This is a genomic window from Methanothermobacter sp. K4 (assembly GCF_022014235.1).
In the GTDB taxonomy this organism is placed as follows: domain Archaea; phylum Methanobacteriota; class Methanobacteria; order Methanobacteriales; family Methanothermobacteraceae; genus Methanothermobacter.
Map to the genome: position 1 here is coordinate 402511 of NZ_JAKLTD010000001.1, position 13883 is coordinate 416393.

Annotated in this window: 22 protein-coding genes; 13 read left to right on the plus strand and 9 right to left on the minus strand. The window is 48.4% G+C overall.

Features of this window, described 5'->3' with window-relative positions; all coding sequences use genetic code 11:
• Window positions 1-873, plus strand: coding sequence for a diaminopimelate epimerase (gene dapF / locus L5462_RS02075; protein WP_237779180.1), 873 nt, complete (start codon window positions 1-3; stop codon window positions 871-873).
• Here dapF and L5462_RS02080 read toward each other — a convergent pair.
• The 9 genes from L5462_RS02080 to L5462_RS02120 all read right to left on the minus strand — a co-directional run bounded on the left by L5462_RS02080 (window position 870) and on the right by L5462_RS02120 (window position 7030).
• The gene (locus L5462_RS02080) at window positions 870-1463 is read right to left on the minus strand and encodes a HemK2/MTQ2 family protein methyltransferase (protein WP_237779181.1); all 594 of its coding nucleotides are present in this window, start codon (window positions 1461-1463) and stop codon (window positions 870-872) included. The genes dapF and L5462_RS02080 overlap by 4 nt on opposite strands.
• 1 nt (window position 1464) lies before the next feature.
• Window positions 1465-1668 carry a helix-turn-helix transcriptional regulator gene (locus L5462_RS02085; RefSeq protein WP_237779182.1) on the minus strand — a complete coding sequence of 68 codons (204 nt, stop codon included), beginning with the start codon at window positions 1666-1668 and terminating at the stop codon, window positions 1465-1467.
• Window positions 1665-2072 carry a hypothetical protein gene (locus tag L5462_RS02090; protein ID WP_237779183.1) on the minus strand — a complete coding sequence of 136 codons (408 nt, stop codon included), beginning with the start codon at window positions 2070-2072 and terminating at the stop codon, window positions 1665-1667. The genes L5462_RS02085 and L5462_RS02090 overlap by 4 nt, the downstream gene beginning before the upstream one ends.
• Before the next feature lie 99 nt (window positions 2073-2171).
• Entirely contained in the window at window positions 2172-2993 is an 822-nt protein-coding gene (rsmA, locus tag L5462_RS02095; RefSeq protein ID WP_237779184.1) for a 16S rRNA (adenine(1518)-N(6)/adenine(1519)-N(6))-dimethyltransferase RsmA, read from the minus strand.
• A 26-nt stretch (window positions 2994-3019) separates the two neighbouring features.
• Entirely contained in the window at window positions 3020-3601 is a 582-nt protein-coding gene (locus L5462_RS02100) for a DUF655 domain-containing protein (protein WP_237779185.1), read from the minus strand.
• A 39-nt stretch (window positions 3602-3640) separates the two neighbouring features.
• Complete coding sequence (locus L5462_RS02105; RefSeq protein ID WP_237779186.1) at window positions 3641-3982, minus strand: RNA polymerase Rpb4 family protein; 342 nt, start codon at window positions 3980-3982, stop codon at window positions 3641-3643.
• 5 nt (window positions 3983-3987) lie between these two features.
• Window positions 3988-4278 carry a 50S ribosomal protein L21e gene (locus L5462_RS02110; RefSeq protein WP_013296488.1) on the minus strand — a complete coding sequence of 97 codons (291 nt, stop codon included), beginning with the start codon at window positions 4276-4278 and terminating at the stop codon, window positions 3988-3990.
• Between the two features lie 188 nt (window positions 4279-4466).
• Window positions 4467-5675 carry a tRNA pseudouridine(54/55) synthase Pus10 gene (locus L5462_RS02115; RefSeq protein ID WP_237779187.1) on the minus strand — a complete coding sequence of 403 codons (1209 nt, stop codon included), beginning with the start codon at window positions 5673-5675 and terminating at the stop codon, window positions 4467-4469.
• A gap of 26 nt (window positions 5676-5701) precedes the next feature.
• Window positions 5702-7030 carry a signal recognition particle protein Srp54 gene (locus L5462_RS02120; RefSeq protein WP_237779188.1) on the minus strand — a complete coding sequence of 443 codons (1329 nt, stop codon included), beginning with the start codon at window positions 7028-7030 and terminating at the stop codon, window positions 5702-5704.
• A gap of 151 nt (window positions 7031-7181) precedes the next feature.
• Here L5462_RS02120 and hpt point away from each other — a divergent pair, with 151 nt between their 5' ends.
• The 12 genes from hpt (at window position 7182) to L5462_RS02180 (ending at window position 13795) form a co-directional block, all read left to right on the plus strand.
• Window positions 7182-7772 carry a hypoxanthine/guanine phosphoribosyltransferase gene (gene hpt / locus L5462_RS02125; RefSeq protein WP_237779189.1) on the plus strand — a complete coding sequence of 197 codons (591 nt, stop codon included), beginning with the start codon at window positions 7182-7184 and terminating at the stop codon, window positions 7770-7772.
• Complete coding sequence (gene dph2, locus L5462_RS02130; protein WP_237779190.1) at window positions 7773-8765, plus strand: diphthamide biosynthesis enzyme Dph2; 993 nt, start codon at window positions 7773-7775, stop codon at window positions 8763-8765.
• Window positions 8766-8943: 178 nt separating this feature from the next.
• Window positions 8944-9513 carry an exosome complex RNA-binding protein Csl4 gene (locus tag L5462_RS02135; RefSeq protein ID WP_237779191.1) on the plus strand — a complete coding sequence of 190 codons (570 nt, stop codon included), beginning with the start codon at window positions 8944-8946 and terminating at the stop codon, window positions 9511-9513.
• A 13-nt stretch (window positions 9514-9526) separates the two neighbouring features.
• Window positions 9527-9784, plus strand: a complete 258-nt coding sequence (locus L5462_RS02140) for a DNA-directed RNA polymerase subunit L (protein ID WP_237779192.1) — start codon at window positions 9527-9529, stop codon at window positions 9782-9784.
• A gap of 8 nt (window positions 9785-9792) precedes the next feature.
• Window positions 9793-10392, plus strand: a complete 600-nt coding sequence (locus L5462_RS02145; RefSeq protein ID WP_237779193.1) for a DUF99 family protein — start codon at window positions 9793-9795, stop codon at window positions 10390-10392.
• Between the two features lie 9 nt (window positions 10393-10401).
• Window positions 10402-10821 carry an NUDIX hydrolase gene (locus tag L5462_RS02150; protein ID WP_237779194.1) on the plus strand — a complete coding sequence of 140 codons (420 nt, stop codon included), beginning with the start codon at window positions 10402-10404 and terminating at the stop codon, window positions 10819-10821.
• Between the two features lie 78 nt (window positions 10822-10899).
• The gene (locus L5462_RS02155) at window positions 10900-11214 is read left to right on the plus strand and encodes a transcription factor S (protein ID WP_237779195.1); all 315 of its coding nucleotides are present in this window, start codon (window positions 10900-10902) and stop codon (window positions 11212-11214) included.
• 54 nt (window positions 11215-11268) lie between these two features.
• Window positions 11269-11697, plus strand: a complete 429-nt coding sequence (locus tag L5462_RS02160; protein ID WP_237779196.1) for a hypothetical protein — start codon at window positions 11269-11271, stop codon at window positions 11695-11697.
• 51 nt (window positions 11698-11748) lie between these two features.
• Window positions 11749-12483: a proliferating cell nuclear antigen (pcna) gene (gene pcn, locus L5462_RS02165; protein WP_147671369.1), complete on the plus strand. Its 735-nt coding sequence runs from the start codon at window positions 11749-11751 to the stop codon at window positions 12481-12483.
• 19 nt (window positions 12484-12502) lie between these two features.
• Window positions 12503-13180 carry a DNA replication complex GINS family protein gene (locus tag L5462_RS02170; RefSeq protein WP_237779197.1) on the plus strand — a complete coding sequence of 226 codons (678 nt, stop codon included), beginning with the start codon at window positions 12503-12505 and terminating at the stop codon, window positions 13178-13180.
• A 142-nt stretch (window positions 13181-13322) separates the two neighbouring features.
• Window positions 13323-13601, plus strand: a complete 279-nt coding sequence (locus L5462_RS02175) for a 50S ribosomal protein L44e (RefSeq protein ID WP_013296475.1) — start codon at window positions 13323-13325, stop codon at window positions 13599-13601.
• A gap of 14 nt (window positions 13602-13615) precedes the next feature.
• Entirely contained in the window at window positions 13616-13795 is a 180-nt protein-coding gene (locus tag L5462_RS02180) for a 30S ribosomal protein S27e (RefSeq protein ID WP_013296474.1), read from the plus strand.
• Window positions 13796-13883 lie beyond the last annotated feature (88 nt).

Here is a 13883-nt window from a genome sequence, read left to right on the forward strand (position 1 = left end):
ATGACGAGGATGGTAATGTTCTCCAAGATGCATGGACTTGGAAATGACTATGTGGTTATAGATGAGAGCACCCAGGAGTGCATACCTGAGGATAAAAAGTCTGAATTCGTCAGGGAGGTATGCACCAGGGGATTCTCTGTTGGGGCCGATGGCGTCATATTTGTCCAGCCAGCAGCTGGTGAGGGGGATATACGGTTCAGGATATTCAATGCCGATGGAAGCGAGGCAGAGATGTGCGGTAACGGAATAAGGTGCTTCTCAAAGTTTGTATACGATAATGCCATTGTGAGAAAGGGAAAACTTGATGTTGAAACCCTTGCAGGCATCAAAACCGTGGAGCTTGAGGTTGGTGATGATGGTTCAGTGGTCTCCTCAAGGGTTGATATGGGTACCGCAACATTCAAGACGGACCAGATACCCATGGATGTGGGGGAATGTGAGTTCATAGACCGTTTCCTCCCGGTTGAGGGTGAGGATATCAAGCTCACAGCACTGAGCGTCGGGAACCCCCATGCGGTGATATTTGTGGATGATGCCAGGTCGGTGGACCTGGAGCGGCTTGGCCCCGCAATAGAGAATCACCCCCTGTTCCCTGAGAGGATCAACGTGCATTTTGTTGAGGTGGTTGATCCATCTGAGATCATCATGGTAACCTGGGAGAGGGGTGCCGGCCCAACCATGGCCTGTGGAACAGGGGCCACAGCCAGTGTGATTGCAGGGGTTAAACTTGAAAAACTGGATGACAGTGTCCTGGTGCATCTACCTGGAGGTGAACTGAAAATAGACGTCTACCAGGAGGGTACAGAGCTGGGGGCCTACATGGAGGGCGATGCGGTCCTTGTGTTTGATGGGATACTCATAAGGGATCCCTAGCCCTCATTCATAACGGCCCTTATGAGGACTATCTCCTCAAAGAAGTACCTTTCACTTGCGGTAACCTCTGCATCAAAACCCAGAGTCCGGAGCCTTTCAAGCGTCCTTTCGGTGTCTGAGAGTGAGGATTGAACGAGCTGGATTCTTCCACCGGGCTTCAGGTGTTCAGCCACATCATCCAGGAAGCGGTCTATAACCCTCCTCCCGTCGGGCCCCCCATTCCAGGCAAGGTCTATCGGGTCCTCTGTGAAATCCTCCTCACCCACAGGTAGGTATGGGGTGTTGAAGAGTATAACGTCAAATTTCTCACCCCTCACAGGGTCAAAGAGGTCGCCATGGAGCAACCTTAACCTGGAACCATTCAGGGCAGCGTTTTTCCTGGCACATTCTACTGCAGTGGGGTTTATATCTGTTGCAGTCACATCAGCCTTCTCTGAGGCCTTTATGGCAACCAGCCCAGTACCGGTGCCTATTTCAAGGACACTTTCACCCTCTCCAACATCAAGGTTATCTGCAAGCAGGAAGGTGTCCTCTGCAGGTTCATATACGTCCCGGCATGTTTCGATTTTCAGCTCACCGTATCTTATCATTTCAACCATCCTCATCAAGGAGGAATATATCCTCGATGTGCTCCCCCCCGAGGGCCCTTGTGATCCTGTGGGCGAGGATGAGGGATGGGCTGTAGCGTCCCCTCTCAAGGGCTATTATGGTCTGCCTTGTAACCCCCACCATCTCTGCCAGTTCCTCCTGGGTCAGTCCAAGCTTGTTTCTGTATTCCCTTATCAGGGTTTTCAATTTTCCCTCTCCAGGCGATAGTTTGTCACCGATTTGGCGATAACCCCTGCAACCAGTGCAATCACAGGGATGGGATCCACATGGGGGTCACCCTTAAGGGAACTTGATATGAGTTCGATGAATATTCCCACCACAAGGACTGGCATCATGGCCCAGGCCGCGTTTCTCTCGGCTACTGCCTCGTGGATGTATTCCCTTTCATCCCTCCTGACCTTCCACATAACATCAAACATGTCAATGAATAGGAATACGAGCCATGCTGCTGTTACGTATGTCCTTGCCATGGTGCTGAGGGGGAGGAGCTGGACCGCTATAAGGATGAGAAGCACAGATGCCAGGTATGCAGCGCCCTGCCAGGTTTTAACTGAACTCCCCAGCCACCATACTTTCTTCTTCCAAACCATTCGGGTCTTGCTATTATCAAAACAATCACCATGTAAAAAATAGTTTACATAATATTTATATTTTTCTATAGTTGGCATACTTCAGGGGGGCCATGATGCTCATGAGGCCCCTGAGAGGTCCTCCATGCGTTCTGCTATTTCAAGTATCTCCTCTGGCTTCAGCTGAAAGACCCTCTTCTCAAGTATATCAGATGGAAGAACATCCAGAACCTCATTGAGGTTCAGATCAACCTTTATCTCGTGGAATGACTCCCTGAGCGACTTGGAGGTTTTTTTCTTTCTGTGCTGGAAGAGGGCGCGGCACACATCCTCAAAAAGCGCAGGGAGCCTGAATCCAGTGGGTCTGAAGGTCACAACCGCAGAGTCAACGCGGGGCCTCGGGAAAAAGCAGCCCGGTTTGAGGTAATCTACTATCCTGACCTCTGCAAGGAAGTGCAACATTACAGAGAGCCTTGAGTAATTCCTCGTACCCGGCTCTGCAACCATCCTTGCAGCAAACTCCCTCTGGTACATGAGGACCCCCAGCTCGAATTCATGCCTTAGCAGCCTGAAGGTTACAGGGGATGATATCTGGTAGGGAAGGTTGGATACCACCTTATTGAACTCTGGAAAATCAACCTTAAGGGCGTCACCCACAATGATATCCACATTGTCCCCTTTTACTCTATCGGCAAGGATCCCTGCAATGAAGGGGTCGCTCTCAATTGCAGTGACATGACCTGCAAGTTCTGCCATGGGGAGTGTCAGCGTACCTATGCCCGCCCCTATCTCCAAGACATGATCATGTGGCCCCAAATTGGCATATTTGAGTATCCGTTGCCTTTTACCGTCATCAACAAGGTAATTCTGCCCCAGACTCCTTCTGAGCCTGACACCATACTTCCTCAGAACGTCCCTTGTCTCTCTGTAGAGTCCCGTCATAAAATAAATTGGTTATTAGGTTAAAATCAGTCCCTCTTCTTCTGGGGGGGTCTTGTGAATATTGTGTACTTCCTTTTTCCCCGCTTGGCGCCCTCAACGTCCAGTTCCATGAGGACCCTCCTGACGATGAGCTTGACAGGGTCTGATAGCATGGGGACCCTGTTCTTTATGTCCTCAAAACTCTCAAAGGGCTTTTCCTCACGGGCCTTCAGGATATCCCACATGCGCTTTTTACCGATTCCTGGAAGAAGTTCAAGCTGATGAAGCCTGGTGCTTATGGGGCCCGCCTCATTGAAGAAACGCACGAACCTGTCCTCGTTGGACTTTATTATTTCCTCAATGACGTAGGGCAGTTCAACCCTGGCTGTGGCTGTGAGTTCATTGTGCCGGAGTCTCCTGTTTATCCTGGCTATCTTATCCCTTTTACCCTTACCTATGTAGACCTCCTCATGAATCTCAAGGTCAACATCTGGCCTGGGTGTTAACTCAAGGAGGGTGAACTCGTCCTTGCCCAGAGCCTGGGCAACAGGCCTCTTCTTGAATGTACCGAAACCTTCACTAACGTAACCAAGTGGAAGGTAATCCAGTATGATAGCGTACTCTTCCATGAAATCACATACTCTAATTTTTCAGGTCAGATATTATTTTTATTCGACCCGGTATTTATCTATTACCTCGAGTATGCCTGGCAGGTCCTCTGCCTTTATTGGGACCCTTTCCTTGGCAAAGATTAAACGGAGGTCAGATAGGTCCACAGGCATGATATCTGCGATCTTGACAGCATGCCTCCTTTTCAGGTTGGGGATACCCATCAGTTCCTCAATGAGACTCCTGCTGGTTTCAGGGTCAAGCCTTGAAAAGCGGGTTACATGGTCAAGGACAAGGTTCTGCTCGTAGGTGAGCTCATGTTCTTCCCCGAATTTTTCAAGTATCTCCTTAACCTCTGCCATAGAAACAGGTTCACTTTCCAGAACCTTTTTCCCTATCATGGGAATCACTCTTGCATCTGAAGGTGCTCTGGCCTCACAACAAGCTGTTTCTCCTTGTTACCATCCCTTATGGACACAACATATGATCTGCCCATCATACCGGCAACACGGCCTGTTTTACCATGGAAGCGGGGGTGGGGCTGGCCCCTGTGGATGCTCGGATCTATTATTATGTGTACAAGGTCACCCTCACTGAAGCTCTGGATCTTCCTTGTTATCGGGTTTGATCTTCCAGGCCTTTTAACCTTCTGAAGCTTGTGTCTTGTTTTACTTCTGAAACCTCTTGATCTTCTCATTTTTTAACCTCCATAAAAGCCTGTGATGGCTTGTAACAGTCATTAAAACCTTACAAGAATCAGACATCTAAACTTATAAGTTCTGTATTTAACATTTCCATAAATATATATTTTTCCTCAGGGTCAGGGGGATCTCTCAAGTTGAAGGGAAGATAATCACAGGGCATGTCTTTTGGGTCAGGGGGATCTCATGCGGCCTCACCGACCTCAAGGACATCAAGGCTGGCGCACCTTGCAGGGACACCCAGAATACTGCTCACGCTGGGCTCTGTACGTCCAGAATCACCCGAGATCAGTTCCTTTATGTACAGTCCACCCTCCGCCTTTATTATGAGTTCCAGGTGACCGTTAAGGCGTTTCCAGGATATTTCAAGGACCCTGCGTTCCCTGATCCTGTCAGCCCTTCTGTGCGAAACCCTCAGCGGCGTCCTCTGCCTTATCAGGTCAAGTTTCTCAAGCTTTACCAGGTCCTCATCAGACACGGCACCTTCGAGTTCAACAATGGCACGGTAGACCTTGTATTTTTTTCTGGATGACTCCTTCAGTTCCACCTTTCTGTTCCTTGAGGAGAACCTCAGATCAGCCACCTCAACCATACCCCTGGCTCTTCTGTTTATCTCATCCTCCAGTGCCCTGAGGTCTGGTGTGCGGATTGCTGGCTCCCTAATCTCCAGTACAAAGGGTCTTCCGGTTCCAAGCATCCGCACATCCACATCCTCCCTGCCAGAGCCATGAAACTTACTGTCACGTCCCCCTGTTGCCTCAAGAGCTGGTTCTGATATGAGCTCCTCCACGGAGGTGGAGTACATTTTACCGGTATAATCGCACCTGCTGCATCCCCTCCCACGGCAGCTCCTGCAGGGCCACCTTGTCTGGGGTATCCCGCGGACAAGTTTACGGTATCGCCCCTCAATGAAGATGGGGTTTATCTGAACATGGACCCTTATCTTCCCCCTCAGATCAACCGTTATCACAAGGTCCGGCGATTCAAAATCCACGCCACAGTGGAGGATGGAGGTGACCCTCTTGCCGAGTTCACGGTTCACCTCCCTCTTGACACCCTCCACCTGGATTCCAAGGCGCTTGTTTATCTCTTCATCAATTCTGAGCACATCATCAGGGAGCCTTGTACCCACAAGAACCGATGAGTACTCCAGGTTGAGGCCGTCCACCTTCTCCCTGACCATCAGGGCCGCCTCATCGAGCCTCTCAAACACATCACCACATACCCTGCAGGGACCTTCCAGCTGGAGTGAAAATTTTTCAACAAGCCTTTCACCCCTCAGACGATTTCCTGGACCCTCCAGAACATCAGAAAAACGTCTTCCAAGGCAGTGGGGGCATATTCTTGAGTCTGTGGTATCCAAGATGGCATCAAGTCTTTCCTGAACATCCATTTTCATTCTCCTGGTTTAAATCAGATCTACCTCATGAACTGCCTCATCAGCTGACCCATCGGGCCACCCATCTTTCTCCTGCCAAGGCCCTTCATGGCCTTCCTTGTTACCCTGTAGTACTTTAAAAGTTCCTTGACGTCCTCGTTCCGGGTACCTGACCCCCTTGATATCCTCCGGATCCTGGATTGCTTGATTATATCAGGTTTTTCCAGCTCCTCCTCTGTCATGGAGTCCATTATGATAAGGTACTTCCTTATGGTCTCCTCAGTCATCTTTGTGGCATCCTTTGGGAGCTTCCCGACACCCGGGAGCATGCTCATGACCTGCTGCAGGGGGCCCATCTTGCCCATCATCTCAAACTGGACCCTCATATCCTTCAGAGTGAACTTCCCTGATAGTATGGCGTCAAGGGATTCCTCAGCAAGCTCCTCATCTGAGACCTCCTCAACCTTTTCAAGGAGACTTTTGAGGTCCCCCATTCCAAGAAGCCTTGATATGAACCTTTCAGGGTCAAAGACCTCCAGGTCATCTATTCGTTCACCGGTACCTATGAACCTGATGGGTGCACCAATCTCTGCAACCGCTGAGAGGGCGCCTCCACCCTTGGCTGAACCATCAAGCTTTGTAATGATTATTGACCCGATATCTGTGGCCTCCCTGAATGCAAGGGCCTGCTCCCTTGCCTGCTGGCCAATCGTCCCATCAATTACGAGTATGGCCTCATGGGGTTTAATGACGGCTGAGAGTTCCTCCATCTCCCTGAGAAGGTCCTTCTCCTCCTTGTGCCTTCCTGCGGTGTCGAATATGATAACATCCTTTTTCTGAAACCTTTCAAGTCCCTTCTCTGCAAGTTCAAGGGCGTTTTTGTTTTCAGGGTCACCGTAGACACTGATATCCTGACCCTCTGTGTACTGCTTCAGCTGTTCAAAGGCCGCGGGTCTCCAGGTGTCTGTACAGACCACACCCACCGTGAAACCCTTCTTACGCAGGTACCTTGCAAGTTTACCGATGGTTGTTGTTTTACCGCTCCCCTGGAGCCCCAGGAAGAGTATCCTGTAGGGTTTCTCCTCTATCTTTAATTCATGGGACCTTTCACCAAGGAGCTTAACCATCTCCTCGTAGACTATGCTTATGATGTGCTCCTTGGGTGTTATCCCCTTGGGGGGCTCCTCGTTAAGAGCCCGCTCCTCTATTGATTTTGACAGATTGAATACAAGCTTTATGTTAACGTCAGACTGGATCAGGGCCCTCTGTATATCCTTGATGACTTCCTTAACGACCTCCTCATCAACTATGGTCATCCCTGCCAGTTTTTTCATAGTTTTACTGAGACTCCTGCCCAGATTTCCAAGCATAGTTTCACCTGCAGTGATCAGTAATCATTAATTATTGTTGGGGCCAACTTATATATTAAGATCCTTTATAAAGCGTATCCTGTGCTGCTGTGGATAAACTGAAACAGGCAGTTCATCGTTGCTGTTCACAAATCATACCGGGTGATTGGAAATGCTTGATAAACTAAAGGAAAGCCTCAGAAATTCTCCCGTAATCAAGAAGGGGGATTATGACTACTTTGTTAACCCTGTAACTGATGGAATACCACTCACAGAGCCTGAAATCCTTGAGGAGATTGCAGATGAAATAGTTAGAAGATTCAATCCAGATCCGGCCAGTGTGGATAAGATAATTTGCATTGAGGCCATGGGTATACACCATGCGACGGTGCTATCACTCAAAACCCGCATACCCTTCGTTGTCGTAAGAAAAAGGAGGTACGGCCTCCCTGGGGAGGTTGCGGTTCATCAGATGACAGGTTACAGTGAGGGAGAACTTTACATAAATGGTGTTGATGGGGATGATCGTGTAATGGTAATAGATGACGTCGTGAGTACCGGTGGAACACTGCTGGCTGTCCTCGAGGCCCTAAGTGAGATGGAAGTTGAGGTTGTGGACGTTGTAACCGTCATAGATAAGGGTGAGGGCTCAAGGGTGGTGAAGGAGAGGACAGGATTCAATGTAAGGAGCCTTGTGAAGGTGGATGTTGTTGACGGGAAGGTCACCGTTGAGGAAATCCCGGATGGGGGGCTGAAGGATTAAATGTCACTCTATGATCTTGAAACAGAAAGGGTTATCAGGGAAATAAAGCGCCTCAAAGTGGTTGTTGTCGGACTTCAATTTCCTGAGGGACTTAAAACCAGGGCTGTTGAACTTGCCGGGATTATAGAATCAGAAACGGATGCAACAACTGTTATATCTGCAGACCCATGCTTCGGTGCATGTGATGTTTCAGACAGAAAGATGAAGGGTATGGTTGATCTCATAATCCACTACGGGCACACATCATTTCCCATTGACTATGAGGTGCCTGTCATATTCATTGAGGCCCGTTCAGGGGTTGAGATAAGAGAGGTACTTGAGGATGCCGCCAATCTCCTGGAAGGGCACAGGAGAGTGGGCCTTGCAACAACTGCACAGCACCTCCACCTCCTTGATGAGGCAGAGTCTTTCCTTGAGCAGAGGGGCTTTGAGGTTGTTAAGGGCTCAGGGGTAAACACCGCTGAGGGCCAGGTACTGGGATGTAACTTTTCAGCCATAAGGAACACCGATGCAGATGCGTACCTCTTCATTGGAAGCGGAAACTTCCATCCACTGGGCATAAAACTTTTAACGGGAAGGGATGTTGTGGTGGCTGACCCCTACCATGGGGAGGTAAGAAGACTGGATGAATTCGCAGATAGAGTCCTCAGGATCAGATTTGCAAGGATAAACAGGTCATCCTCTGCCAGGAGGTGGGGGATACTAGTCTCATCAAAGGAGGGGCAGAGGAGATTCAAACTGGCCCTTGAGATAAAAAGGAAACTGGAGTCTGCTGGAAGGGAGGCATTCATATTCCTACTTGAGAACATATCACCGGAGGCACTGCTACCATTCAGGGAGATCGAGGCGTTCGTTGTCACTGCTTGCCCAAGGATTGCCATTGACGACTCACAGATCTATGATAGGCCACTCCTTAACCCATCGGAACTTGAGATAGCCCTCGGTGAAAGGGAATGGGAGGATTACGTCCTCGATGAGATAATATTTTCCTGAAGATCTTCACTGATGGTTTAACTGGATCCATACAGAAACCATGTTATCATCTTACAGATATATGCTGTGTGCGCCGGTCGATCCTCAACTTATCATACAAAAAGCATATATATAATCAGAAAGTAATCATAACCCACTATAAGCTGAGGTATTGTTTTTACCTTCAAGAGGTGAATGGATGAAAGTTAAATCTGGGGACATCGTTTTTCCCGGAGACTTTTTAGCTGTAAGTGAAGAGGTAATCCCCTCAGAGGGGACCTACGACGACGATGGAGAAATAAAGTCCCTTGTTGTTGGAGAGGTGGCAAGGGATGATAGGAATAAGAGCATAAAGGTAATCTCAAAGTTCAGCACACCCCCAATCCTCAGGACGGGTTCAAGGGTCATTGGAGAGGTGATAGATGTGAGGGGCCAGAGGGCCCTTGTGAGGATACACAGCATCAAGGGTAACAGGAGGGCCCTTGCAACCTACTTTGTCGGGGGCGTCCATGTTTCACAGGCAAAGAAGGGCTACCTCTCGAAACTTACAGAGGCCTTCAGGATAGGGGATATAGTGGAGGCAAGGGTTACAAAGGTTATGGGCCTTGATGGTATAGACCTCCAGACCTCCTCCCGTGACCTTGGGGTCATAAAGGCCATGTGCACAAGGTGCAGGCACTTCATGGAGATGAACGGCAAGGACGAGGTGAAGTGCCCCAACTGTGAAAACAGGGAAAAAAGGAAACTATCAGCGAATTATGAAGGTTAAGGGGTAATGAAAAATGGAAGTCATTCTTAACAAGAGATATGAAATGGAGATAGTATTCGAGGGTGAAACACACACCCTCTGCAATGTACTGAGGAGCATACTGATGGAGGATGAAACCGTTAAGGCCGCGGCCTACTCCATCGACCACCCCATAGTGGGGGAACCACAGCTTTACATAAGGGCAAGGAGCCCCAAGAAATCACTCGTTAAGGCAGCAGGGACTCTCATTGAGAGATGCGATGAGTTCAGGTCACTCATAGAGTCAGCCTAACTATTTTTATGGAGAACCGTAATTTCAGGCAGATAAAATCTGAGATAAGGATTCTCGGGATAGATGATGCTCCCTTCACACCCAGAAGTGACGAGGATGTGCTCATCGTGGGCACAGTCTTCAGGGGAGGGTACTGGCTTGACGGGGTCCTCACAACAAAAATAAGGGTGGATGGGGATGATGCCACAGAGAAGATAGTTGAAATGGTGAATGGCTCCAGGCACCTCAACCAGCTGAGGGTTATAATGCTGGACGGCCTCACCTTCGGCGGCTTCAATGTGGCGGATATAAATGAGATATCCTCAAGAACGGGACTACCTGTCATAGTGGTTGTACGCAAATATCCTGACCTTGAGAGGATAAGGAGAGCTCTGAAGCACAGATTCCCTGACTGGAAGAAGAGGTGGCAGATGATAGAGGACGCCGGGGAGATCCACCGGGTAGAATCCACCGAGACGGTTTACATACAGACTGCCGGTATAGATCCGGAGGATGCAGCTGAGATCGTGAGGCTTTCAACGACCAGAAGTTCCATTCCCGAGCCCCTCCGGGCGGCACATCTCATTGCATCAGGGGTTAAACTTGGTGAGTCAAGGGGCAGCGCATGAGGTATTGGTATGAGGGCACCACTACTCACGGTGGATGTGATAATAAGGTTATCAGAGGACACCCTGGTACTTGTGAGGAGGGGAAAACCCCCATATGAGGGCTCATGGGCCATTCCAGGGGGATTCGTTGAGTACGGGGAAACAGTGGAGGAAGCTGCAAGGAGGGAGGCCCTCGAGGAGACAGGACTGGATGTGGAACTTAGGGGACTTCTTGGCGTATACTCGGACCCCTCAAGGGATCCCAGGGGGCACACAGTGAGTATCTGCTTCACCGCAGTTGCTTCAGGAAGGCCCGTTGCAGGATCCGATGCTGCCGAAGTCAGGGTGTTCCATATTGAGGATATACCCCGTGATAACCTTGCATTTGACCATTCACGGATACTTGATGACTTTATAAAATCTATTCGAAACCAGAAGACGGTAAATTAAATCAAAAAAATTATAAGTGTCATTGCAGAAAAATTTTAAAAATCAAAAAATTTAGTTTCTCTTATCAGGAGGAAGAAAATGGAGTTCTGTCCCAGGTGCGGAGCTGTAATGTTTCCAGTGAAGGGGAAATTCAGCTGTCAGTGTGGCTATGAAAAGGATATCACAGATAAACTCAAGGATAAATACAATTTTTCAGAGGAAGTTGAATCAAAGGACAACGTCATATTCACAGGAGATGATGTGAGCACACTACCAACAACAAGGGTGGAATGCCCGAAATGTGGTAATATGGAGGCCTTCTGGTGGCTGCAGCAGACAAGGAGGGCTGATGAATCTGAGACAAGGTTCTTCAGGTGCACCCGCTGCAAGTACACCTGGAGGGAATACGATTGAGGTATGAAGCGCCCGGCTCCAGGTTTCCTGAAGATGGATTGAGGAAGGTTCACCATGAGCACAGAAAAAACCGGAACCAAAGATTCCGGAGCTGAAAGCAAGGAGAAATCAGGGGAACCGAATTCTCTGAAGGGTTTCATATTAAGGATAAAGGAAGAAATCCAGAGTGATGAATCTGATCATGGATTTCCGGTTACACTTATAATAAGGTACCGGGACGATATAATCAGGTACTCAGCCATGGCCCTTGGAGCGGTACTTATAATCGCAGGAATAATCGCAATTATCGGATCATCAGAGAGGGTTGTGGACAATGTTGTCTCGGGTGAGAATACAGTCATCGCAGCATTCCTCATACTCACGGGACTCCTGTTGCTGGGCGCCTCAATGATACATAGCATCATAGGCAGGACTCCCCTTGAAAGGCTCTATAAACAGGTTAAGAGTGCTGAAAGAGGGGAAGAGGAAAAGGATGAGAAATAGTATATAAAGAATGACCCCAATATCTAGCTATATAGGATAAGGAGGACGAAAATGTTCAAGGCAGAATTGAATGATCCTAACATTTTAAGGACGAGTTTCGATGCCATATCATCCATCGTTGATGAGGTTCAGATACAGATCAGTGCCGAAGGCCTGCGCCTCGACGCCCTTGACAGGTCCCACATCACATATGTGCACCTTGAACTGAAATCTGAACTCTTCGATGAATACGTCTGCGATGAACCAGAGAAGATAAACGTGGATACAGAGGAACTCATGAAGGTCCTCAAGAGGGCCAAGGCAAACGACAGGGTTATACTCTCAACCGATGAGGGAAACCTGATAGTCCAGTTTGAGGGAGAGGCTGTAAGGACCTTCAAGATAAGGCTGATTGACATTGAATATGAAACCCCAAGTCCTCCTGAAATCCAGTATGAGAACGAATTTGAGGTGCCATTCCAGCTCCTCAAGGACTCAATAGCCGATATAGACATATTCTCCGATAAGATAACATTCCGCGTGGATGAGGATCGCTTCATGGCATCTGCCGAGGGGGAATTCGGAGACGCTGAGATAGAATACCTCCACGGTGAAAAGATAAGTAAACCTGCAAGGAGTGTTTACTCACTTGACAAGATAAAGGAGATGCTCAAGGCCGATAAGTTCAGTGAGACCGCAATCATCAACCTTGGGGATGACATGCCCCTTAAACTAACACTGAAGATGGCCAGCAATGAGGGAGAGCTGAGTTTCCTCCTTGCTCCAAGAATCGAGGCAGAGGAATAACTGCTGGTGAGGAATGGGGTTGGACGAATTTTTTCAGAAACTAAGGAGGATTCAGAAAAAGGAGAGAACCGAAAGCGGTCTTGCAAGGGTTGGCGATGACTTCTACGAGAGGGTCCACAGCTACCTGGAGGATCTCCTCAAGGCGGTTGGGAATGACCCCTTTGCAAAGGAACACTATCTTATAAGGGATACTCAGAGGATAGCCACCGAAATATGCGAGAGAAGGGAACACAAGATAACAGACAGTGCAGTGATGAACGTCCAGAGGTCATACCACCTGTTCAACGGGAAACCCCAGTTTGACCTCCAGGATACAACCCCCCTCAACATGACCCCCGAGGAGGAGGAACTCTACTTTTCACTTATAGAGACACTGAGGGAATTCAGGGAGAAAATAATTCCCTCGATAGAGCTTGATAAAGAGAAAGAGAAATCCCGAGGGGAACCTGAAGTTATCCAGAAGCGGAAGAAAAAAGATTCCAGACCCGGGGGACCTGAAACCAGGGCCAATGCACTGGATAATAAGGGAGGGGATATTGAGACGGTGCTGATATTCGAAGAGGTGCCCGCAAGGATAATGGGGGTTGATGAAAAAATTTACGGTCCATTCAGACCACAGGACATTGTTACACTTCCATCGCTCAATGCAGATGTGTTTATAAATGCAAGGAAGGGTAGAAAGATAAGATACTCATAAATACCCTTCTCCAGGCACATTCCTGTCTTTCTGAAAGGGTCCATACAAAGGTATAAATAGAGATTTGAGATATACTAACCCAGTATAAAAAAAGTTCCAGTTATTTTAAAGGCTTACTTTTTCACTTAAGAGGTGATTAGATATGAAGATTCCCAAGGAAAGAAGAACTTACTGTCCAAACTGTAGAAAACACACAGTTCACGAGGTACTCGAATCAAAGAGAAGAAAGGCAAGTGAACTCAAATGGGGTCAGAGGCAGTTCAGACGTGTAACAGCCGGTTACAGGGGTTACCCACGTCCACTCCCCTCAGGTAACAAACCCGTCAAGAAACTTGACCTCAGACTCAAATGCAAGGAATGTGGAAAATCACACATCAAGAAAAGGTCCTTCAGGGCTGGAAGAGTTGAATTTGTAGCCTAGAGGTGATATGTGTGATGTTCTACAATACGAAGGGTAATTTTCTCCGGGTTAAATGTATGGACTGCGGGAACCAGCAGGTGGTTTTTGACAGGGCAGCCTCATACGTCCAGTGTATAATCTGCGGTAAAACACTTGTTGAGCCAACAGGAGGAAAATCAAAGATCAAAGCCCAGATTCTAGAGGTCCTGGATTAATCTAGGTGTTTTTATGGTAAGAAGAAAAAATGAATGGCCTGAAGAGGGTGAACTGGTGGTTGGGACCGTTCACAAGGTCCTCAACTAC